Source organism: Albidovulum marisflavi (assembly GCF_025751435.1).
GTDB lineage: Bacteria > Pseudomonadota > Alphaproteobacteria > Rhodobacterales > Rhodobacteraceae > Albidovulum > Albidovulum marisflavi.
The window spans coordinates 249,766-270,711 of sequence record NZ_JAOWKY010000005.1; the positions used below are offsets into that span (position 1 = coordinate 249,766).

The 20,946-nt window shown below is 60.5% G+C and carries 19 protein-coding genes; 17 read left to right on the forward strand and 2 right to left on the reverse strand.

Annotation, left to right across the window (positions count from 1 at the left end):
• Positions 1-597 precede the first annotated feature (597 nt).
• The 9 genes from OEW28_RS17095 (at position 598) to OEW28_RS17135 (ending at position 9,728) form a co-directional block, all read left to right on the forward strand.
• Positions 598-1,608, forward strand: coding sequence for a LacI family DNA-binding transcriptional regulator (locus OEW28_RS17095; protein WP_263736000.1), 1,011 nt, complete (start codon positions 598-600; stop codon positions 1,606-1,608).
• 96 nt (positions 1,609-1,704) lie between these two features.
• Positions 1,705-3,354 (forward strand): GMC family oxidoreductase, encoded by a 1,650-nt coding sequence (locus OEW28_RS17100; RefSeq protein ID WP_263736001.1) that lies wholly within the window; start codon positions 1,705-1,707, stop codon positions 3,352-3,354.
• A 63-nt stretch (positions 3,355-3,417) separates the two neighbouring features.
• Complete coding sequence (locus OEW28_RS17105; RefSeq protein WP_263736002.1) at positions 3,418-3,936, forward strand: VOC family protein; 519 nt, start codon at positions 3,418-3,420, stop codon at positions 3,934-3,936.
• A gap of 84 nt (positions 3,937-4,020) precedes the next feature.
• A complete protein-coding gene (locus OEW28_RS17110; RefSeq protein ID WP_263736003.1) occupies positions 4,021-5,433 on the forward strand; it encodes an extracellular solute-binding protein in 1,413 nt (470 codons plus the stop codon).
• 65 nt (positions 5,434-5,498) lie between these two features.
• The gene (locus OEW28_RS17115) at positions 5,499-6,389 is read left to right on the forward strand and encodes a carbohydrate ABC transporter permease (RefSeq protein WP_263736004.1); all 891 of its coding nucleotides are present in this window, start codon (positions 5,499-5,501) and stop codon (positions 6,387-6,389) included.
• Positions 6,390-6,393: 4 nt separating this feature from the next.
• The gene (locus OEW28_RS17120) at positions 6,394-7,218 is read left to right on the forward strand and encodes a carbohydrate ABC transporter permease (protein WP_263736005.1); all 825 of its coding nucleotides are present in this window, start codon (positions 6,394-6,396) and stop codon (positions 7,216-7,218) included.
• Between the two features lie 9 nt (positions 7,219-7,227).
• Positions 7,228-8,295 carry an ABC transporter ATP-binding protein gene (locus OEW28_RS17125; RefSeq protein WP_263736006.1) on the forward strand — a complete coding sequence of 356 codons (1,068 nt, stop codon included), beginning with the start codon at positions 7,228-7,230 and terminating at the stop codon, positions 8,293-8,295.
• 9 nt (positions 8,296-8,304) lie between these two features.
• Positions 8,305-9,303, forward strand: a complete 999-nt coding sequence (locus tag OEW28_RS17130) for an MDR/zinc-dependent alcohol dehydrogenase-like family protein (protein WP_263736007.1) — start codon at positions 8,305-8,307, stop codon at positions 9,301-9,303.
• Positions 9,300-9,728 (forward strand): GlcG/HbpS family heme-binding protein, encoded by a 429-nt coding sequence (locus OEW28_RS17135; protein ID WP_263736008.1) that lies wholly within the window; start codon positions 9,300-9,302, stop codon positions 9,726-9,728. The genes OEW28_RS17130 and OEW28_RS17135 overlap by 4 nt, the downstream gene beginning before the upstream one ends.
• On the opposite strand, the gene OEW28_RS17140 is transcribed toward OEW28_RS17135, so the two are convergent.
• A complete protein-coding gene (locus OEW28_RS17140) occupies positions 9,725-10,366 on the reverse strand; it encodes a TetR/AcrR family transcriptional regulator (RefSeq protein ID WP_263736009.1) in 642 nt (213 codons plus the stop codon). The two genes, OEW28_RS17135 and OEW28_RS17140, sit on opposite strands and share 4 nt — an antisense overlap.
• 256 nt (positions 10,367-10,622) lie before the next feature.
• On the opposite strand from OEW28_RS17140, the gene OEW28_RS17145 reads away from it, so the two are divergent.
• The 8 genes from OEW28_RS17145 to OEW28_RS17180 all read left to right on the forward strand — a co-directional run bounded on the left by OEW28_RS17145 (position 10,623) and on the right by OEW28_RS17180 (position 20,008).
• On the forward strand, positions 10,623-11,732 hold the full coding sequence (locus OEW28_RS17145; RefSeq protein ID WP_263736010.1) for a sugar ABC transporter substrate-binding protein: 1,110 nt from the start codon (positions 10,623-10,625) through the stop codon (positions 11,730-11,732).
• A gap of 69 nt (positions 11,733-11,801) precedes the next feature.
• Positions 11,802-12,767 (forward strand): ABC transporter permease, encoded by a 966-nt coding sequence (locus OEW28_RS17150; protein ID WP_263736011.1) that lies wholly within the window; start codon positions 11,802-11,804, stop codon positions 12,765-12,767.
• Between the two features lie 9 nt (positions 12,768-12,776).
• On the forward strand, positions 12,777-14,282 hold the full coding sequence (locus OEW28_RS17155) for a sugar ABC transporter ATP-binding protein (RefSeq protein ID WP_263736012.1): 1,506 nt from the start codon (positions 12,777-12,779) through the stop codon (positions 14,280-14,282).
• 9 nt (positions 14,283-14,291) lie between these two features.
• Positions 14,292-15,233: an ABC transporter permease gene (locus OEW28_RS17160; RefSeq protein ID WP_263736013.1), complete on the forward strand. Its 942-nt coding sequence runs from the start codon at positions 14,292-14,294 to the stop codon at positions 15,231-15,233.
• 12 nt (positions 15,234-15,245) lie between these two features.
• On the forward strand, positions 15,246-16,271 hold the full coding sequence (locus tag OEW28_RS17165; protein ID WP_263736014.1) for a zinc-dependent alcohol dehydrogenase: 1,026 nt from the start codon (positions 15,246-15,248) through the stop codon (positions 16,269-16,271).
• A gap of 11 nt (positions 16,272-16,282) precedes the next feature.
• Positions 16,283-16,846: a hypothetical protein gene (locus OEW28_RS17170; RefSeq protein WP_263736015.1), complete on the forward strand. Its 564-nt coding sequence runs from the start codon at positions 16,283-16,285 to the stop codon at positions 16,844-16,846.
• Between the two features lie 47 nt (positions 16,847-16,893).
• Positions 16,894-18,396 (forward strand): aldehyde dehydrogenase family protein, encoded by a 1,503-nt coding sequence (locus OEW28_RS17175; protein WP_263736016.1) that lies wholly within the window; start codon positions 16,894-16,896, stop codon positions 18,394-18,396.
• A gap of 1 nt (position 18,397) precedes the next feature.
• Positions 18,398-20,008, forward strand: coding sequence for a GMC family oxidoreductase (locus OEW28_RS17180; protein WP_263736017.1), 1,611 nt, complete (start codon positions 18,398-18,400; stop codon positions 20,006-20,008).
• 64 nt (positions 20,009-20,072) lie between these two features.
• Here OEW28_RS17180 and OEW28_RS17185 read toward each other — a convergent pair whose 3' ends face one another.
• Positions 20,073-20,891 (reverse strand): aldo/keto reductase, encoded by an 819-nt coding sequence (locus OEW28_RS17185; protein ID WP_263736018.1) that lies wholly within the window; start codon positions 20,889-20,891, stop codon positions 20,073-20,075.
• Between the last annotated feature and the right edge of the window lie 55 nt (positions 20,892-20,946).

A 20,946-nucleotide genomic window follows, 5' to 3' on the forward strand; every position in this document is an offset into this window, starting at 1 on the left:
GCCGCTCCAAGGAAAAATACGGCGGCACAGTCGGAGCCGATCTGATTTCACTGGATTCAAGGCCAGGACGCGCCCATATGCCAAACGCCCGATACCGGCGTGGCGAACGTTTGGTTAGCATCTCTGCCGGCTTGGCGGTGTTAAACGGCCGCTTCGGGGTGGGCGTGCTTCATCACCTTTCAGTTGTTTGCGATAGTCCGTCGAGGCCGTCGCCGAAAACTGTGCCGTCATCGCCTCGCTGATCGAAACCTCAAAATGAACGACGTGGGCCTGCACGCATGGCTGACCGCAACGCTCACCAGCATCGTCATAGGCCATGGGCAAAGCCAGGCCGCCGACCCGCTTCCCGGGAGCTACGCCAAAAAGTTGTGATTGGGACGCCGCTTGCCGTTGCACGGCCAGGCTTGTCTGATCTCCCGCATGTCGTCAGAGTTCGACCTGACGGGCAGGCTGACGCACCAATCAAGCCGGCAACGATCAGCACCTTGAAGCGGCCGAATTGCGAACCCGTTGCCCTCCGCCACCTTCGACTGGCTTGAAACTGACATCAAACATTCATAACGACTACTTTGCTGATGAAACGTTTCAGGTGCCGCCGTGAAGAAGATCGGTCTTAAGGAGGTCGCCGAGGCGGCAGGCGTGTCCGTCGCAACGGTGTCCTATGCCGTTTCTGGCGGTGGGAGCGTCTCTGAAAAGACGCGAGCACACGTCTTGAGAACGGCAGATTTGCTCGGGTTCATAAGAGATGAGTCGGCGGCAAGATTGCGATCAGGACAGTCGCGGCTAATCGGCGTCATACTCAATAATATCGTGAATCCGTTCTTCAGCGAACTGGTCGCTGAGCTTGAAACCACGGCCTATCACGAAGGGTATCTCACGGTTCTTGCCACCGCCCAGAACGATCTCGAGCGGCAGCAGAAACTTATCCAATCGATGGTATCCCAGGGCGTGGGCGCGATCATCCTGTCGCCTGTGCATGGGACGACGAGCGTTGATCTTGCAGCCGCCGAACAAAGAAATATTCCGGTGGTGGTTTGCGTTCGCGATGTGCCGGAAAGTGCCGCGACCTTCGTCGGGGTGGATGATCAGAAATCTGGCTACCTCGCGGCTCAGGCGCTCTTGGCGGCGGGGCACCAGAGGGCCGATTTCATAGGAGGATACGACCGCACAACAACCTGGGCAGGTCGCAAGCGCGGCATCGAGGCTGCGTTCGAGGATGCAGGCTTATCCCCGGAGCACTGCCGTTTTCGCCCAGGGACAATGTCTCCGGCAGTTGTGTCGGAAGAGGTCTCCAGGCTGATGACGAAAGGCGAGTTGAGCGATGCAATCATCTGCTTCAACGACAACCTGGCGACCGGTGTCTATTCGGCCGCCCAATCGCTGGGTAGACTCGTCGGGCGGGATCTATCCGTCGTCGGATTTGACAATGTTCCACTCGGCCGAGCACTGTCGCCCGGCTTGACGACGGTGGACATCTTTCCGGGCAAGCTTGGTTCCATCTCTGCCGATACTGCCGTGCGGCTGGTTCGTGGCAAGGCTCGCGATGAAGGCCGCGAAAACCGCCCTGAGCCGACACTCATGATGCGCGGATCCATCCATTCGCCCTGACACCAGAGGCATCACCGTCGTGATGCATGGCCCTTGACAAAAGGGCGCATTGGTGAAACGTTTAAGTAACGAGATGGTTACAAACGTCGGGTCGCAATGCCGGAAGTGGACTACATCATTGTCGGAGGGGGATCAGCCGGATGCGTCCTCGCCGCGCGCCTGAGCGAGGACGCAGGCGTTTCCGTTCTGCTTCTCGAGGCCGGGGGGCGTGACAAGAGCTTCCTTTTCCATTGGCCCGCGGGCTTCGCCAAGATGACAAAGGGTATTGCCAGCTGGGGCTGGTCCACCGTACCGCAGAAGCACATGCAGGGGCGGAAGATCTGGTTCACGCAGGCCAAGGTCATCGGTGGTGGGTCTTCGATCAACGCGCAGATCTACACCCGCGGAAATGCCCTTGATTACGACGAGTGGGCGGTCGAGCATGGGTGCGAGGGCTGGGCTTACCGGGATATCCTGCCCTACTTCAAGCGCGCCGAATCGAACGAAAGGTTCAACGACGACTACCACGGCATCGAGGGGCCTTTGGGGGTATCGATGCCGCGGGCGACGTTGCCTGTCTGCGATGCGTTCATCCGGGCCGGCCAGGAATATGGAATGCCCTACAACCCCGACTTCAACGGGAAAGCGCAACGGGGTGTCGGATACTATCAACTGACGCAGCGGAACGCACGCCGGTCCTCTGCCGCGGTGGCTTACTTGAACGGGGCGGAGCAGCGGCCAAATTTGACGGTCTGGACCGGAGCACAGGCAACCCGGATCAACGCTGAGAAGGGACGGGCGGTCAGCGTCGATCTCTACCGGGGCGGCACGCGAACCGTAGTTAGAGCCCGCCGCGAGATCATTCTTGCGTCGGGGGCGATCGGGACGCCGCGCCTTTTGATGTTGTCAGGCATCGGGCCGGCCGATCATTTGCGCAGCGTCGGCATAGATGTCGTGCACGACCTGCCCGGCGTCGGCGGCAACCTTCAGGACCATATCGATCTTTGCGCCATCGCGGAGTTGACCGGGCCTTTCAGCTATGACGGCTGGGACAGGCCGCACAAGACCATGTGGGCAGGGTTGCAGTACCTGCTGTTCAAGAACGGACCCGCGGCCGCATCGCTTTTTGAGACCGGTGCGTTCTGGTACGCGGACGAAACTGCGCGATCCCCCGATATCCAGTTCCATCTTGGTCAGGGCTCCGGGATCGAGAAGGGAATCGTCAAGATCAATGGCGCGGGAATAACACTGAACAGCGCCTTCATGCGTCCCCGGTCCCGTGGCACGGTAAGGTTGTCCGGTTCAGACCCGTTTGCGGCGCCTCTGATCGATCCCAACTACTGGTCAGATCCCTATGATCGCGAAATGGGCCTGAAGGGGCTTGAAATGGCTCGAGAGATTCTCGCGCAGCCTGCGCTCTCGAAGTTTGTCCGCAAGGAGGTTCTGCCAGGCCCCGATGTCAGAACCCGCGACAGTCTTTTCGACTATGCCTGCAAGATGGCCAAGACGGACCATCATCCCGTCGGAACGTGCAGGATGGGCAAGGACGCCATGGCCGTCGTTACCCCGGAACTCGAGGTGCACGGAATGGCCGGTCTGAGGGTCTGTGACGCGTCCATCATGCCGCGCATAAACTCTTCGAATACAAATGCCCCGACGATCATGATCGGGGAGAAGGCGGCAGACTTGATTCTCGGCAAACCGGCGCCGAAACCTGCCCTGTTCAGCTTCGAAAGAAACGATGCGTGTCGGTTTGCGGTCGCGTGAACGGTATGTCTGCAAGTTAATGGTTGGTTTCTTATTAACTAACCAGTTATGGGAGAAATAGCGATGAGCTCTATACTAGGACTGCATCACATCGGCTTCACGGTCCCGGACATGGAAGAGGCCGTGAGCTTCTTCCGCGATGTGTTCGGCGCGGTCACCATCATGGAATGCGGTTCGGTGGACGTGGACGATGATTTCATGGCCCGCCACCTTGGCGTGCCAAAGGGCGTCAAGATCGCCGATCAGCGGGTAATCCAGGTCGGGCGCGGGGGATCGCTGGAGCTCTTCGAATACAGCGGCGTCGCCGGCGAGCAGCGCCTCAAGCACAACGGTGAAGTCGGCGCCATGCACATCGCGTTCGAAGTTGATGACGCCCACGCGGTCGCCGAGCGGATGCGGGCGGCGGGTGTGGACCTCCTTGAGGGGCCGACACTGATCGAAAGCGGCCCGATGGAGAACCTCGTATGGCTCTACCTGCGCGCACCTTGGGGTCAGTACCTGGAAATCGTCAGCAACAACGGGCCGCTGGGCTACGAGGCTGCCGGCGGACCGACGCTCTGGACGCCGGCAGCCGGCTCCTGAGCGAATGATGTGAGGCGGACCGCTCGCGGGCCGCTGATCGTAACTGCGTGCCTCAACGGCACCCATCAACAGAGGAGGAATGGAATGTCATTCATGAGGACGGTGGCGTTGACAGCTGCCCTGGCGGCGGGCGCCGCAGGAGCGGCAAACGCCGAGAAGCAATTCGAAGGCGTCGAGCTCAAGATGCTCGGGATCGGAGATACATCCGTGACGCGGCTCGCGCCCATCGTCGGTGAGTTCGAAGAGCTGACCGGCGCCAAGGTCCAGATCGACATGTTCCCGTACCCGGGACTGATCGACAAGATCATCATCGAAGCAAGCTCGGACAAGCCTTCCTACCAGCTTCTTTGGGTCGACAGCCCCTGGGTCGGGATGCTGGGCGAAGCCGGCGCGCTTGAGGATCTCACCGATCTGGCCAAGCGCGATGCCGAGGAAATCGGCCTCAAGGACATTGTCCCGATCCAGCTCCAGGAAAATACCTGGCAGGGTCGCCTTCTGGCATTCCCCGCGTCCGGTATGATCTGGTCGACGAACTATCGCAAGGATCTCTACGAAAACGCCGACGAGATGGCGAACTTCAAGGCGAAGTATGGCTACGATCTCGCCGCGCCGAGCACTTGGGCGCAGTACCGCGACCAGGCCGAGTTCTTTACCCGCAAGGCCGGCGATACCCTCGCGGGAGAGACGCTTGAAAAGGATTTCTACGGCAACGCGCAGGCCTTCAGCCGTGTTGCCGGCGCGATCACGCATGACTATTTCCCGATCATGCGGGCCTTTGGCGGCGACTACTGGGATCCCGGCACCGGGCTTTGCGCAATGACCGGTGAGGCCCATGTGAAGGCCGCCGAGTTCATGAAGTCGCTCGTCCCGTCCAACCCGCCCGACTACCTGGGTCTGATGTGGGACCTGCGCACCGGCTACATGGAGCGGGGTGAGACTGCGCTTTCCAGCTACTGGTCTGTCCGCACCGTGCGCCTGACCAACCCGGCCGAGGCGATGGTTGCCGAAAAAGGGCTCGTTGTCGGCTATGCGCCTTCCCCGACCGCCGATGGCGCGCCGCAGCCGACCTATACCGGCGCGCTGTCCTTCGGCATCAACTCCAAGGCGTCGGACAAGGAAAAGGAAGCCGCTTGGGCCTTCATCAAGTGGGGCACGAGCGAGGCGATGATGCGCCGCTTCGCCGAAGAGGGAAGTGGTGTGAGCCAGTTCCGGAAATCCATTCTGTCGGACCCAGATCTTCAGGCGAAGTATCCCTACTATGGCGTTCTTCTGAGCGCACAGGAAAACGCCAAGCGCCGGATCTTCCACCCGTTCTACCAAGACGTTGAAGAAAACTTCGGCATCGAGCTGAACAAGTACATGGCAGGTGAAACCGAGACCGCGCTTGAAGCGCTGACGACCGCCTGCAACGCGGTCAACTCGCGGCTGAAGATCTTCCCCGAGGAGATGCGGCTGCGCTGGATCGATGATGTGCCTGCCGATGTCCTAAAGGACTGACACGCACGGTTGCCGCCCCGGCCCTTTCTCCGGGGCGGCGCAACTCCAAGGACAAGGTGAATGGCATGGGCTACATCCAGCGGCGGAACAGGCGCATCTTCCTGATTTTCTTATTTCCGGTCATCGTGGCACTCTTCGCTACCACGATCTACCCAATGCTTTACGCAGGCTGGCTCAGTTTCCGAAACTACGATCTCGCGAAACCGTTCATTCCCCGGGTCTTCGTCGGCTGGGCCAATTATGCCGAGGTGCTCTCCTCGGGTCCGTTCCTGCATGCCTTGATAACGACCTTCAAACTGATGGCGATCACGTTGTCCGTCCAGCTGGTCCTCGGGGTGGGCATCGCCCTGCTCGTGACGCAGAAACTGCGCGGAATGGGGCTTGTCCGTACACTTCTGCTGATCCCGATGATGATCTCTCCGGTAATCGTCGGTCTGGTCTGGCTTTTCCTCTATTTCCCGGAACTCGGATACCTCAACTACTTCCTCAGCCTGATTGGTCTTGGCCCTGTCTCTTGGATCACCTCTACGGACTGGGCGCTTCTGGCGATCGCGATAGCCGACATCTGGCAATGGACGCCCTTCGTCATGATGGGCACCGCCGCCGCGCTTCAGAGCCTGTCGCCCGAACCCTACGAGGCGGCGAGAATCGACGGTAATTCCCGCTGGGACGTGTTCAGCCGCGTGACCTTGCCGCAGCTCAAGCCGGTGCTTGTCAGTCTCATGTTCCTGCGCGCCATCGATGCCTTCAAGATCTACGACATCATCTTCGTGCTGACCAAGGGCGGCCCGGCAGACTCGACCGAGGTTATCTCGCTCTACATCTACCGGCAGTCCTTCACCTTCTGGCGGATGGGTGTCGGCGCCGCGGCCTCCTTCGTTTCGCTGATCATCATCTCGGTGCTGATCACCCTGTTCTTCAAGTCGCTTCAACGCGGTCAGGCCTCAAAGGGGTGATGCAATGGACAAACCTTCGACCCGCCAAGCAATCCTGGTCTACACGCTCCTGGCCATTATCCTGATCGTGTTCATGATGCCGATCTACCTGATCGTGTCGTCCTCGGTGAAGCCGTCGCCGATCATGTTCCAGAAGCCACCGGCCTTTATCTTCCCGGTGACCTGGGAACACTATGTCGACCTCTTCACCATGCGTCCGTTCGCCAAGTTCATCATGAACAGCCTGATCGTTGCGCTGGGATCGACCGCCTTCAGTGTGTTCATGGGTTCGCTCGGCGCCTACGCCATCAGCAGGATCCGGCACAAACGCATCAATGACGTTGCATTCTGGATCCTCTCGATGCGGATGTTTCCGCCGATCGCTGTGGTGGTCCCGTATTACATCATCTTCAAGACCGTGGGGCTTTTGGATACGCCGCTTGCGCTGATCATCGTCTATTCGACCGCCAATATCCCGCTGACCGTCTGGCTGATGAAGGGATTCTTCGACGAGGTTCCGACTGCATTGGAAGAGGCGGCATCCGTCGATGGCTACGGCCTCGTGGAGACGTTCTGGCGCATCACGCTGCCGCTGGCCGCGCCCGGTCTGGCTGTCTCGGCGGTCTTCTGCTTCATCTTCTCGTGGAACGAATTCCTCTTCGCGCTGATGCTGACCGGTTCTGAGGCACAGACTGCGACCGTCGCGGTCATGTCCTTCTGGTCCTCCGACGCGGTTCAGTGGGGCCGGATCATGGCCGGTTCGTTCATCATCCTAATCCCCGGTGTCATCTTCGTGCTCACCTGCCAACGCTGGCTCGTGCGCGGACTGACCATGGGCTCCGTCAAATAGGAACTGCACATGTCTGCGATCACACTTAGAAACGTTGTCAAACGCTACGGCGCCGTTCAAGTCGTCCACGGGGTCGACCTGACCATAGACGAGGGGGAATTCGTCGTTCTGCTCGGACCTTCGGGCTGTGGGAAGACCACGACCCTGCGCATGGTGGCAGGACTGGAGGACGTCTCAGAAGGAGAATTGAGCATCGGGGGGCGGGTTGTAAATAACCTGGCGCCAAAGGATCGCGGCGTCGCGATGGTGTTCCAGAACTACGCGCTCTACCCGCACATGACGGTTCGCCAGAACATGGAGTTCGCGCTGCGACCGATGAAGTTGGAGAAATCCGTCGTCGACAAGCGCATCGCGGATACGGCCGAAATCCTCGGACTGAGCCCGCTGATGGAGCGCCGTCCCGCCCAGCTTTCCGGCGGGCAGCGGCAGCGCGTCGCGATGGGCCGCGCTATGGTGCGTACGCCGAAGGTCTTTCTCTTCGACGAACCGCTGTCGAACCTCGACGCCAAACTGCGCACGCAGGTTCGGTGGGAGATCGGCAAGCTTCATCAGCGGCTCGGCACAACGGTGCTCTATGTGACACACGACCAGGTCGAAGCGATGACCCTGGCTGACAAGATCGTGATCATGCGGGATGGTTATGTAGAGCAGGTGGGTACCCCGGAAGAAGTCTTTGCTCACCCCAAGACCACCTTCGTCGCAACTTTCATCGGCAGTCCGGCGATGAACATGATCGACGGTCGGATCGAATCTGGACGCATGGTCGCCGAAGGCATCTCCTTCGCCATTCCCGCGCGCTACCATGTGTCCGAGGGGCAGGCCGTGACGCTGGGCATACGTCCAAGCGAAATCAAGATCGCAGCCTCAGACGACGCTGGCGCGCTGGATGCCCGGGTCGAAGTTACTGAATATCTCGGCAACGAGGCGCTGCTGGATCTGCGGATCGGCCGTCACGAGATGGTCGCCGAGGTGCCCGCCGCTGATCGCGTCGAACCGGGCAGAACCATTCGTGTTCGTTTCAACGAGGCGGCGCTTCATCTGTTTGATGCCCAGACGGGCAAGACGCTCGCGCTATAGGAGGGCAATGTGGCCAAAGAGATTGTTTTCCCGGCGAAGAACAGCTTCGCACTTTCCGACTATCAGGACCGTCCGCTTGGGCCGGACGAGATCCGCGGACCGACCGTCGCGACCCTGATCAGCCAGGGAACCGAGATGGGCTGGGCCGACGGCGACAACTTCCCCATTCAACCGGGCTATGCCGCCGTGTTCCGGGTCGAGGAGATCGGCGAAGCGGTCGAAGGCGTCGAAAAGGGTGAACTGCGATTCTGCATGGGCTATCACCGGGAGACGCAGCAATATCCCGCGCGCTTTACGCTGAAGGTCCCGGAGGGGATCGCGCCTGAGACGGCCCTGCTTTCCAGGTTGATGGGCGTTTCCATGACCACCCTGATGACCACGAAGGCACGCCCCGGAGACAAGGTGATCATCTGCGGCGCGGGACCGGTCGGCATCCTGGCCGCCCACAACTTCATCTGCGGGGGCTACGAGGTTTCGATCGTGGAGCCCGATGTGATGCGCCGGTCTCAGGCGCAGCAAAGCGGCGTAACCACCGTTCATCATGCGATGCCCCTCGAAGATCGGAAGTACCAGGGCAATGTCGCGCTTGTCGTCGATTGTTCGGGTCACGAAGGCGCGGTCCTTGACGGGTGCAGGATCGTTCGGAAAATGGGGGAAGTCGTCCTCGTCGGTGTTCCGTGGCGGCGCTACACGGATCTGAGCGCCCATGAGATCGCAAACGCGGTCTTCTTCAACTTTGTCACGCTCCGCAGCGGCTGGGAGTGGGAAGTCCCCGTCCTTTCGCGCGACTTCGTGTGGGAAGAACTCCTCGAGGGCTACAACAACGCGCCGCACAATACCTTCGGCGGTTTCGAGCGCGCAATGAAGTGGCTTGGCGAGGGGCGGGTGAAGACCGACGGGCTGATCGCCCATGTTTCCCCCAGCGATCCCGCAAAGGTCTATGCCGACATACGCGCGCGCGTGATCAAGGAACCGTTCATCGTTTACCGTTGGGATCTGACGAAATGAACAGTTTGCTGCGGCGCGAAATCGCACCTGCTCTGGCCCAGGAAATCGTGGCCGCGGCACTCGACCATGCGCGTTCGAACGGTTGGGAGGTTGCCGCCGCCGTCGTCGATCCCCATGGATTTCTCGTGGCCTTCGGGCGCACGGATGATGTTGCTTCGCCCATCGGTGACTTCGCAATCGACAAGGCCTACACCGCCGGCATGCTACGCAAATCCACTCAGGCCTTTGGCGAGAGAATGGCGTCAAGTCCGACACTGAGCCTTGGGCTGAATACTCGGCGAAGGTTCATCACATGGGGCGGCGGCGTCGCGATCTTCGAACAGGGTTCCTGCATCGCTGGTGTCGGGGTGTCCGGCGCCCAGGACTTCGAGGATATCGCTTGCGCCGAGGCGGCAGTCCGTTCGAAGGGGCTGGAGTGCCGTTAGCGGCTCACGCAAACCAGACGCAATATCGTTTCGATGTTGAAGGCCAGTCGCTCCTCAAGGGCTTCATCCTTCATCAGGTCGCGCTGAAACAAGATCGATCCCGTGAAGCGGTTCGTCAGATAGTAATAGCCGATCGCCGCGATCGTGATGTTGAGTTGCACCGGATCGATGCCGGGTCGGAACACGCCTTGCTCCACCCCTCGGTCGAGCAAGCCGCCGACCATGTTGACGAAACGACGGCTGACGACCTCGATGACCTCGGATTTTTTCAGGTGGCGCGCTCTATGTAGGTTTTCGCTGTTCACCAAGGTAATGAATTCTGGATTTCTCAGGTAGTAGTCCCAAGTGAAACGGACCAACCTCTCGAGGGCTTCCCGCGGTGGGAGGTGCTCCAACTCCAGCTTTTGTTCAGCGGTACGAATGTCGACATAGGCTTCTTCGAGAACCGTCTGGAACAGATCCTCCTTGTTGCCGAAGTAATGATAGATCATCCGCTTATTGGCTTTCGCCTGGTTGGCGATAATGTCAACCCGCGCGCCGCCGAGGCCGTTTTTCGCAAATTCCTTTTTTGCAGCGCTCAGTATGCGCGCTTTTGTCGCTTCCGCGTCACGCGGTCGTTTCGTCGGCTTGTCAGTCATCGCACCAACTTCTCTTCGGGACCACGCAACTCCTATCCGATCCTCTTGGCAATGGTCAAAGGATCATGGCAGGCGACGCGGTCTATCTAGAAATAAGTTTGCAACAGGGCTTGACGATTCTACAAGCATAGAAGTAACCAGTTAGTGCATTATGTCGGGCGTGACGTGGTGTTGATCGGGGTTTTGCCCTCGGACAGGGGAAACGCCCTTGCGGCACGAGGGCTGCGACGACGGGTAGATCGAAAGGGAGGACGGAATGTCATTCATCAAGCAATATATCGAACAGGAGAAGCTAAACCGCCGAAACTTCCTGTTTGCTTCGGCGGCGGGCTTGGGTGGCCTTGCGGCGGGCGGAATGTTCGGCCCCGGCATGGCGCGGGCCGCCATCGCGGACCCCACGATCGCGTGGAGCTACCGCAACCGGACCAACCCGTACTGGAACGAGATCGTCTCGGGCGGTGAGGCCTTCGTTGAAGGCCTCGGCATGAGCAAGGATGCCTTGGTGCACCTGATCAACGAGGGCTCTTCGGAGAAATCACTTGCGGACGTGAAGTCGCTGCTTGCTCGCACCAACGGGGAGCTGGCCCTGGCGATCGACACCAACGACGCGCCGAACTGCCGACCGATTGTCGAGGCCGTCGCTGCGGCTGGCGGCTACGTCTCGACCATCTGGAACAAGACGGACGATCTACATCCCTGGGATTTCGGCGACAACTACGTGAGCCACATGACGTGGTCCGACGAAAAGCCGGCCGAAGAAACCGCACGCATCCTTTTGAATGCGATGGGCGGCAAGGGTGGCGTTGTCCATCTTGGCGGCATCGCGTCCAACAACCCGGCAATCGAACGCCTTCAGGGTCTCAAGAATGCGCTGAAGGATTATCCGGATGTCGAGCTTCTGGCAGCTGAGCCGGCGGACTGGGATACTCAGAAAGCGAACCAGGTCATGTCCGGCTTCCTCACGCGATTCGGGGATGAAATCACCGGCGTCCACTGTGCGAACGACACCATCGCCTATGGTGTGATCGAAGCACTGCGCGCCGAGGGAATAGAGGACATGCCGATCGTCTCCTACGACGGCAACCCGCAGGCCGTGCAACTGATTGCCGAGCGCAAGATCCTCGCCACGGTGTTCACCAATCCGCACTGGGGCGGCGGCATCTCGGCATCGCTCGCCTACCACGCGGCGACCGGAGCGTTCAAGCCATCGGACGAGCCGAACGAGCATCGCGAGTTCTATGGCCCGACCATCATGGTCACGCCGGAGGATGCCGTCGAGTTCAAGGCCAAGTACCTTGATAATGTGCCGACCTATGATTGGACCGACTACTGGGGTCCGTCGAACGGTCAAATCCAGTACAAGTGATGCGTTGTAGGGAGCGGCAACTGCCGCTCCCTATTACCACACCACGCCAATCAAGTCCGGGAGGAGCGCGTGAACGGCATTCTGAGCCGCGAGACCCTAGTTAAATGGGCCCCGCTGATGGTTCTTCTTATCCTGGTCCTGTTCTTCACCGTTCTGGAGCCGCGGTTCCTTTCGGTGCGAAACCTCGCGCGAATTTCTGTCTCGGCGGCGCCGGCACTCATGGTGGCGCTTGGCGTTACCTTCATCATCATCATGGGCTCCATCGATCTGTCGATGGAAGGAACCGTCAGTGTCTCGGCTGTAATTTTCGCGTTCGCCTTTCTCTATCTGGGCGGTACCTTGTTCGGTTTGGCGTGGCTGGCCTTGCCGCTGGCGGTCCTCGTTGGTGCGGTGATCGGCCTGATCAACGGGATCGTTCACGTGAAGCTAAGGATTCCCTCCTTCATGGCATCACTGGCCATGGGGTTCGTCGGGACGGGTCTTGCGTTGCTTCTCACCGGCGGCGACCGCATCCGCGTCGAGGATGAGGCGTTCCGCGGCCTTCTGACCGAACGGTGGCTGGGCTTCCCGATAATGGTCTATGTCGCGATTGCCTTCGTTCTTGTCGGCTGGTTCATCCAGTCCCGCACCACGCTGGGTCGCAACTTCTACGCCGTCGGCGGCGGCGAGGAACTGGCCCATGCGTCAGGCCTGAACGTCAGCAAGGTCCGTATCCTGGGCTTTATGCTGGCCGGAATGTTCTATGCGGTCGGCGCGCTGCTTGCCGTGGCGCGCATCGGCATCGCCGAAACAGCAACCGGAAACAATTTCATGTTCATGTCGATCACCTCCGTCGTCGTCGGCGGCACGGCGCTCTGGGGAGGCATCGGCGGCGTTTGGAATACCCTTGTCGGTGTGCTGATCGTCAACGTGATCGGAAACGGAATGGTGGTGATCGGATTGCCCGGATACGTTCAGGATGCCGTTCTTGGTCTTCTGGTGATCGTGGCTGTGGTTCTGTCCACTGACCGCAAATCCATCAGTTTCGTGAAATAGGGGCCGACCATGTACGAACTTTGCAAGGTCGACAAGAAATTCCCGGGTGTCCACGCGCTCAAGGAAGTGGATTTCTTCATCGGGCGAGGCGAGATTGTGGGGCTCGTCGGTGAAAACGGCGCCGGCAAGTCCACTCTGATGAAGGTGATCTACGGCGCTTACCAGCCGGACGGCGGCACCGTCACCATCGACGGCAAGGCGGTGCGCTTCCAGAATCCGCGCCAGGCCATGGAGCATGGCATCGGCATGGTGTTCCAGGAACAGTCCCTGATAACGAACCTGACGGTGATGGAGAACATCTTTCTGGGCTTCGAACAGCAGTTCGTGAAATTCGGTGTCGTCCAGTGGAAAGCCATGGCAGTCGCCGCCAGCAAGCAGCTTGCCAAGGTCAAGCTCGACATCGATCCTTCGACGATCACCGCCCAGCTGTCGTTCGCGCAGCGGCAGCTGGTGGAGCTGGCCAAGGTTCTGACGTTGGAAGAACGCGTGGACGGCGATCTGGTTATTCTTCTGGACGAACCGACGAGCGTTCTGGCGCGCGAGGAGGTGGAACTCCTGTTTAAGCTCGTCCGGGATCTGACCAGCCGGGCTTCGTTCATCTTCGTGAGCCACCGCATGGATGAGGTGCTGGAGCTTTCGGACCGCGTCTATGTCATGAAGGATGGCGCTGTTGTCGATGTGGTGAGCCAGGCGGATGCAAGGATCGAGACAATTCAGCACAAGATGGTGGGGCGCAACGTCGATAAGGAATACTACCGCGAGCAGAAGCAAAAGCCTTACCGGCCGGATCAGGCCTTGGTGAAGTTCGACCGTGTCTCGGTCAACGGCAAGTACGAGGACATAAGTTTCGACCTGCACCGGGGTGAGGTGCTGTGCCTCGTCGGGACGGAGGGTTCCGGGCGCGAGGCCATTCTCCGTACGGTCTTCGGGCTGGAAACGCCGACGTCGGGCACCGTTTCCATCAAGGGCAGTGAAATCCGCAAGTTCAGCGCGCAGAGCGGTGTGGAACGTGGCGTTGGTTACGTGCCCCGGGAGCGCAAGGTCGAAGGCATCGTCGCCGGTATGAACGTTTACGAGAACATGACGCTGAGCCAGATGAAGAACTATTCGTCGGCGGGTGTGCTGCGCATCGGCGAGGAAAAGGATCTCGCCAGGAAATGGGTGGACCGTCTGGCGATCAAGACGCCATCGGTCTTCAAGGATTGCGGAGGCCTATCGGGCGGCAATCAGCAGAAAGTCGTACTCGCCAAATGGCGGTCCGGCGGCTCCGACATCATCCTGCTCGATCATCCGACGCGCGGGCTTGATATCGGCGCCAAGGAGGATGTCTACGACATGGTCCGAGAGATGTGCGACGACGGGGTCGGGATCATCCTTGTCGCGGACACACTCGAAGAGGCGATCGGCCTCAGCCACACCATTCTGGTCATCAAGGATGGCAAAGCCCAGCAGGTCTTCCACGGCAAGCCGGGTGACAAGCCCTCGCTTTACGACCTCGTCCATTACATGACCTGAGAGACGCCGATGAACCTCGAACGCATAAAGCCGCATCTGCCCTGGATCACGCTGGTCTCGCTCGTCCTCATCGTGGGCATCGGAGACAGCAACTTCCTGCGTCCGCACAACCTGATATCGATGGTCGCGGACATCATGCCACTCTTCATCATGGCACTGGGCATGACGCTCGTCATCTTCATCGGCGGCATCGACCTTTCTGCGCAATCTGTCGCGAACATGACGACGGTGGTCGCGACAGTTGCGCTGCCGACCTTCGGGATCGGGGCCGCCCTGCTTTGCGTTGTTGCCGGGCTGGCCATCGGGGCCATCTCCGGCTTCATAACAACGAAGTTGTTCGTCCCCTCGTTCGTGTCCACACTTGCGATGGGCGGCGTCGCCTATTCCGCGGCGCAGTATCTTTCAGGCGAACGCGCGCTCTACATGGACGCGACCTTGCGGGATGGCGCCTTCGGCTGGATGGTCGGTTCGTCCTTTGGCATCCCGCACGAAATCTTCCTCGGCGCGGTCCTTTTGCTCGGCACGCTGTTTCTGCAGTCGAGAACGACATTCGGGCGCGCCTTGAAGGCGGTCGGTGCGGGTGAACTTGCAGCCGTGGCTTCGGGGCTGAGTGTTACGCGCATCAAGGTGCTTGCCTTCGCGCTTTCCGGCATGCTCGCCGCCATTGCGGGGCTCTTGTTCTCAGTCAAGCTGTCGGGCGGCTCACCGACGCTCGCCAACGGATTTCTGCTGCCTGCGATTGTGGCCGTCCTCGTCGGTGGAACGCCGCTGACGGGTGGTGTCGGCGGCGTGGTCAACACGTTGATCGGGACGTTGATCGTCGCGGTCATCCGTGCCTCGATGCTCTACTTCGAGATCGACGCCACGATGCAGCAAATGATCTTCGGGATCATCCTTATCATCGCGATCGCCTCCACCATTGACCGCAGCAAACTGCGGGTCGTGAAGTAGGAGAGCGGGCGGGTGAAGGTAGCGGTCCTGACAAAGCCTGGATGCTTCGCGATGGAGGAGCGACCGGTTCCACGGCCGGGACGTGGCGAGGCGCTGATCCGGGTGACCCGTGTCGGCATATGCGGGACCGATCTGCACATTTTCGACGGCCACTATGCCGCGGACAGCCTGCCCATGGTGCCCGGCCACGAATTCACCGGGCGGATAGAAGATCTGGGGCCGGAGGTGACCGGGCTCACTATTGGTAGCAAGGCGGTCGTCGATATGAATATCGGCTGCGGAAACTGCTATTGGTGCCGTCGCAACGAAGTCCTCAACTGCCCCGAGATGCGGCAGATCGGGATCACCACGGACGGGGCCTTTGCCGAATACGTGGTCGTGCCTGCCAGGCTGGTCATCCCTGCGCCGGATCATATCCCCGATGAGGTTCTGGCGCTGACCGAGCCGCTTGCCTGTGTCGTGCGCGCTGCCCGCAAGGCGCAGGTAACGTTCGGGCAATCGGTCGTGGTCATCGGTGCGGGACCCATCGGCAACCTGCATGTGCAGCTTATGCGGACGATCGGCGCCGCGCCGATCATCGTCAGCGATCTATCCGAAGACCGTGTCCAGGCGGCGATTGAGGCGGGCGCAGATGCCGGCACCTCGGATCCCGATGCGCTGAGGGACATCGTGATGAAGGCGACGGGGGGACGAGGGGCTGACATTGTCATTGAAAGTGTCGGCCATCCAGCGCTTTACCGGCAGGCCACCGAGCTGATCCGCAAGGGCGGGCACATCGCCGCATTCGGTCTGACCGGGCCCGAGGCGGAGCTGCCGCTGCCGATCCTGCAAACGATCCTTCAGGAGAACTCGGTCAAGGGTTCGGTCGCCGGGATGGGGCCGGACATGCACGACGCGCTGACGCTGCTGGTCCACGGACGCGTCAAGACAGGGGCGTTTACCGGCACCAGCTTCCCGCTGGCGAAGATCCAGACAGCCTTCGACACGATCCGCGATCGCCCTTCGGACCTCAAGACGCAGATCGTGATTGGTGAATGAAGGAGGAGCCGATGAAGACGGAAGCCTACACATCCCGGCCCGACGGCATGATCCCCAACAGCCGTTTTCCGCTGCTTGTCCATCGAAACGCGCTCCCCGGCGGTGGAGCCGAGGCCGTGAAAGCACGATTCCGTGCGAACGGCTGGGGCAACAACTGGGAGTATCCCGGGGTCTATCACTACCCGCACTTTCATTCGACGACGCACGAATGCCTGGGGTGCGCCCGTGGCTGGATGGCGTTTCGCCTTTCGGTGGGCCAGGGCGGCTGGACGACGCTGCGGGTCGATGCGGGCGACGTGATCGTCATGCCTGCTGGCGTCAGCCACGAACATGTGGACGCGTCCGAGGACATCCTGATGTGCGGCGGCTACGCCGGCGGGCGCGACTGGGACAATATCCAGGAGGCGCATCTGACGCCTGAACTTTACCAAATCGCGTGCAAGTCCATCATGAGCTTACCGATCCCGGACAGGGATCCGGCGACCGGAGAGCCGATGTACGACTGGCACGATGCCTCTTCATCCGTCGACGGCGGTTGGAACGAATGGCGGGACGGTCTGAACGCGACCACCTGACCCCTGAAGCCGAGCCGCGCCGAGGCGCGGACAGAAGGAGAAAACTGATGGACAAAAGAAGCACCAGGCTGTCGCTCCCGGAAGCGCCCAGAAACTTTGGCTTTTACGTCGATGGCAAGTCCGTGCCCGCAGGCGACCGGGAGCTGTTCGAGCGCACCTCGCCCGGTCATGGCGTGGCCGTAACCCGCATTCCAAAGTGCACCGCCGCGGATCTCGACATGGCAGTGGACGCCGCACGGCGCGCCTTCGACGACCGCCGCTGGTCCGGGTTGAACGGGCAGGCGCGGGCGGCGGTGCTGCTCAGGGCGGGGGCGCTGATCCGCGAACGGGCCGAGGAAATCGCCTATTGGGAAACGCTTGAAAACGGCAAACCGATTTCTCAGGCTCGGGCAGAGGTGATGGGCTGCGCCGACATGTACGAATATGCCAGCGGCCTCGCCCGGAGCCTGCATGGGGACAGCTTCAACAATCTCGGGGACGGGATGTTCGGCCTGGTCACGCGTGAACCGGTTGGCGTCGTCGGCATCATCACGCCCTGGAACTTCCCGTTCCTGATCCTGTGCGAACGTGTGCCCTACATCCTGGCGTCCGGCTGCACCATCGTGGCGAAGCCGTCCGAGGTGACCAGCGCCACCACGCTGATCCTGGCGGAGATTATGACCGAGGCGGGCCTGCCCGACGGGTGCATGAATGTCGTCACCGGATCTGGCTCCACCATCGGCCAGGCCCTGATCGAGCATCCGCGCGTGGACATGCTGTCCTTCACCGGGTCGACAGCCGTGGGGCGGCGTGTGGTCGAAGCTGCGGGAAAATCGAACTTCAAGAAGCTCGGGCTCGAGCTTGGCGGGAAGAACCCCCAGATCGTCTTCGCCGATGCGGACCTGGACGACGCAGCCGACGGCGTGGCCTTCGGGATCGGTTTCAACACCGGGCAATGTTGTGTCTCTGGTTCGCGCCTGATCGTGGAGCGTTCGGTTGCAGATAAGTTCGCGGATATGGTCAAGGCGAAGTTTGCCAAGGTGCGCGTCGGCGACCCGCTGGACGAGGCGACGCAAATCGGGGCCATAACCACCGAGGCGCAAAACCGCGTCATCATGGACTACATCGCGCGCGGCCAGAATGAAGGCGCGCGGCTGATCTGCGGCGGCGAGCAGCTGGAGATAAGCGGCGGGCAATATATCGCGCCGACGCTCTTTGGCGACGTCACGCAAGACATGGCGATTGCGCGAGAGGAGATCTTTGGCCCGGTTCTCACGGTCATGCCGTTCGATACCGTCGAAGACGCCATCGCGATCGCGAACGATACGGAATACGGCTTGGCGGCAAGCGTTTGGACCAAGAACATCGACAAGGCCCTGATGGTGACGCGCCGCGTTCAGGCTGGTCGTTTCTGGGTCAACACGACGCTCGCCGGCGGCCCGGAGCTTCCGCTCGGCGGGTTCAAGCAATCGGGCTGGGGCCGCGAGGCGGGCGTGTACGGCGTTGAAGAATATACGCAGATCAAGTCGGTCCATATCGAGATCGGCAAGCGTCAACCCTGGGTCGAATGAGATGGCTGGCAGCGGATTTGATTATGTTATCGTGGGCGGCGGGTCGTCGGGTTGTGTTCTGGCGAACCGGCTGTCCAAGGACAGCACCTGCCGCGTCCTGTTGCTGGAGGCCGGCGGGAGGGATTGGCATCCGCTGATCCACATGCCCGTTGGCTTCGCCAAAATGACCACCGGTCCCCATACCTGGGGCCTGGTCACCGTGCCGCAAAAACATGCGAACAACAGGGAAATTCCCTATGCGCAGGCGCGGGTGATCGGCGGTGGGTCGTCGATCAACGCGGAGGTCTTCACTCGCGGAAATCCGGCCGATTATGATCGCTGGGCCGCGGATGAGGGCGCCGAGGGATGGGCGTTCAAGGACATCCAGAAGTACTTTCTCAGGTCCGAGGGCAACACGATCCTGTCCGGTGACTGGCACGGCACGGATGGCGAGCTGGGCGTTTCCAACATACCGGACCCGCAGCCCATGACGCGCGCCTTCGTGCAATCCTGCCAGGAACGCGGCATCCCCTACAATCCGGATTTCAATGGCAAGGTCCAGGAGGGCTCCGGGGTCTACCAGACGTCGACGAAGAATGGCCGCCGCTGCTCTGCCGCTGTCGGTTATCTGCGTCCGGCCCTCAAACGCTCGAACCTCAAGGTCGAAACCGGCTGTCTGGTGCATCGCGTCGTCGTCGAAAACGGGCGTGCAACCGGGGTGGAATATTCGCGCAAGGACGGGGCCAAGACCATTGTTCGCGCCGATGTCGAGGTGCTGCTGACGGCGGGCGCCATCGGATCCCCGAAGTTGATGATGCTGTCCGGTCTGGGCCCGGCCGATCATTTGCGCAGTCACGGGATACGTGTTGCCGCGGATCTGCCGGGTGTCGGCGAAAACCTGAACGATCATTTCGGGATCGACATCGTCGCCGAACTGACCGGGCACCAAAGTCTGGACAAGTATAACAAGCCGCACTGGATGATCTGGGCCGGTGCCCAGTACTATCTGTTCGGATCAGGGCCGGTCACGTCGAACGTCGTCGAGGGTGGCGCCTTCTGGTATGCGGACACCTTGCAGCCTGTGCCGGACCTGCAGTTTCATTTCCTTGCCGGGGCAGGGGCCGAAGCGGGCGTGCCGAGCGTGCCGAAAGGGTCATCGGGTATAACGCTCAACAGCTATACGCTGCGTCCGAAGGCACGCGGCACGGTTCGGCTTCGTTCGGCTGACCCGGCAGCTTTGCCGCTGGTCGATCCGAACTTCCTGGGTCACCCTGACGATGTCAGGACATCGGTCGAAGGCGTCAAGATCAGCAAGGAAATCTTCAGTCAGCCGTCCCTGCAGAAACACATCCGCAAGATCCGCTTCCCCGACGACGACGTGAAGACGCAGGCGGACTTCGAGGCCTATGCTCGGCAATATGGGCGCACATCCTATCACCCCACATGTACCTGCAAGATGGGCGCAGAGACCGATCCGATGGCCGTCGTCGACCCGCGACTGCGGGTGCGTGGCGTCGATGGCCTGCGGATTTGCGACAGTTCGGTGATGCCGAGCCTTGTCGGATCGAACACCAACGCGCCCACGATCATGATCGGCGAAAAGGCCTCGGATCTCATTCGCGGCAATCACTGAACCTTCGATCTCACGGATTTCGGGCGGCCCTTTCGGCCGCCCGTCTCATTTGCCTCTGGGCCGGTCAGTCAAAATCGGGTGCATAGGGAACAAGGCCCTTTCCGACGATGCGGTAGTTGATCTTGTTCAACTCCTCGATCCGCGCCATGTCGATGGAGGATAGCGAAAAATCCATCACATCGAAATTCGCCCGAATGTTGTCCGGTTTCGTGGACATCGTGTTGATGCTGACCCCTTTCTGAAGGATCCAGCGCAGCACCACTTGCGCGGCTGATTTTCCGTAGGCGTCACCGATCTCGCCAAAGAGAGGATACTTGAACACCTCGCCCCGCGCGACCGAACAGTAAGAGGCCAGGGGGATGCCGGTTTCGATTGCGGCAGCAAGCAATCTGCCCTGGTTCAGAAGCGGGTGGAACTCGACTTGGTTGGTGGCGATCGGCGCATCGAGGATTGCGCGCGCATCGCGCATCATCTGTGCCGTGTAGTTCGAGACACCGATGTTCGCGGCAAGACCTTCGTCAAAGGCTTTCTGAAGAAGTTTCAATGACGGAACAATCTCGCCGCCCGGCGTTGGCCAATGAAGAAGAAGAACGTCCGCCTTGTCGATCTGGAGATCCTTCAGGCTTTTCTCTACCGAGGGCAGGAACCTGTCGTCGGAGAAATTTGCGGTGTCGACCTTCGTCGTGATGCACAGGTCCTCACGAGGCAATCCGGTCGCCTTGAGCGCGGCGCCGGTGTCGGCCTCGTTCCCGTACATCTGCGCCGTGTCAAACGCCCGGTAACCGACTCCGGCAGCCGTCAGTATGGCATCGTGAAGCACTTGTCCCTTAAGGGGAAAAGTGCCGAAGCAACGCTGGTATGTTTTCTCGAAATAGATCGACATGGCCGGGTCTCCTCTGGTGTTCAATATGTAACTGATAAGTTACTTAATGGAAAGA

Coding starts and splice junctions, on each gene's coding strand:
- OEW28_RS17125 (WP_263736006.1), top strand. CDS start 7,228: ATGTCTGCGATCACACTTAGAAACGTTGTCAAACGCTACGGCGCCGTT.
- OEW28_RS17100 (WP_263736001.1), top strand. CDS start 1,705: ATGCCGGAAGTGGACTACATCATTGTCGGAGGGGGATCAGCCGGATGC.
- OEW28_RS17115 (WP_263736004.1), top strand. CDS start 5,499: ATGGGCTACATCCAGCGGCGGAACAGGCGCATCTTCCTGATTTTCTTA.
- OEW28_RS17180 (WP_263736017.1), top strand. CDS start 18,398: ATGGCTGGCAGCGGATTTGATTATGTTATCGTGGGCGGCGGGTCGTCG.
- OEW28_RS17135 (WP_263736008.1), top strand. CDS start 9,300: ATGAACAGTTTGCTGCGGCGCGAAATCGCACCTGCTCTGGCCCAGGAA.
- OEW28_RS17140 (WP_263736009.1), bottom strand. CDS start 10,366: ATGACTGACAAGCCGACGAAACGACCGCGTGACGCGGAAGCGACAAAA.
- OEW28_RS17160 (WP_263736013.1), top strand. CDS start 14,292: ATGAACCTCGAACGCATAAAGCCGCATCTGCCCTGGATCACGCTGGTC.
- OEW28_RS17120 (WP_263736005.1), top strand. CDS start 6,394: ATGGACAAACCTTCGACCCGCCAAGCAATCCTGGTCTACACGCTCCTG.
- OEW28_RS17185 (WP_263736018.1), bottom strand. CDS start 20,891: ATGTCGATCTATTTCGAGAAAACATACCAGCGTTGCTTCGGCACTTTT.
- OEW28_RS17170 (WP_263736015.1), top strand. CDS start 16,283: ATGAAGACGGAAGCCTACACATCCCGGCCCGACGGCATGATCCCCAAC.
- OEW28_RS17110 (WP_263736003.1), top strand. CDS start 4,021: ATGTCATTCATGAGGACGGTGGCGTTGACAGCTGCCCTGGCGGCGGGC.
- OEW28_RS17175 (WP_263736016.1), top strand. CDS start 16,894: ATGGACAAAAGAAGCACCAGGCTGTCGCTCCCGGAAGCGCCCAGAAAC.
- OEW28_RS17155 (WP_263736012.1), top strand. CDS start 12,777: ATGTACGAACTTTGCAAGGTCGACAAGAAATTCCCGGGTGTCCACGCG.
- OEW28_RS17105 (WP_263736002.1), top strand. CDS start 3,418: ATGAGCTCTATACTAGGACTGCATCACATCGGCTTCACGGTCCCGGAC.
- OEW28_RS17145 (WP_263736010.1), top strand. CDS start 10,623: ATGTCATTCATCAAGCAATATATCGAACAGGAGAAGCTAAACCGCCGA.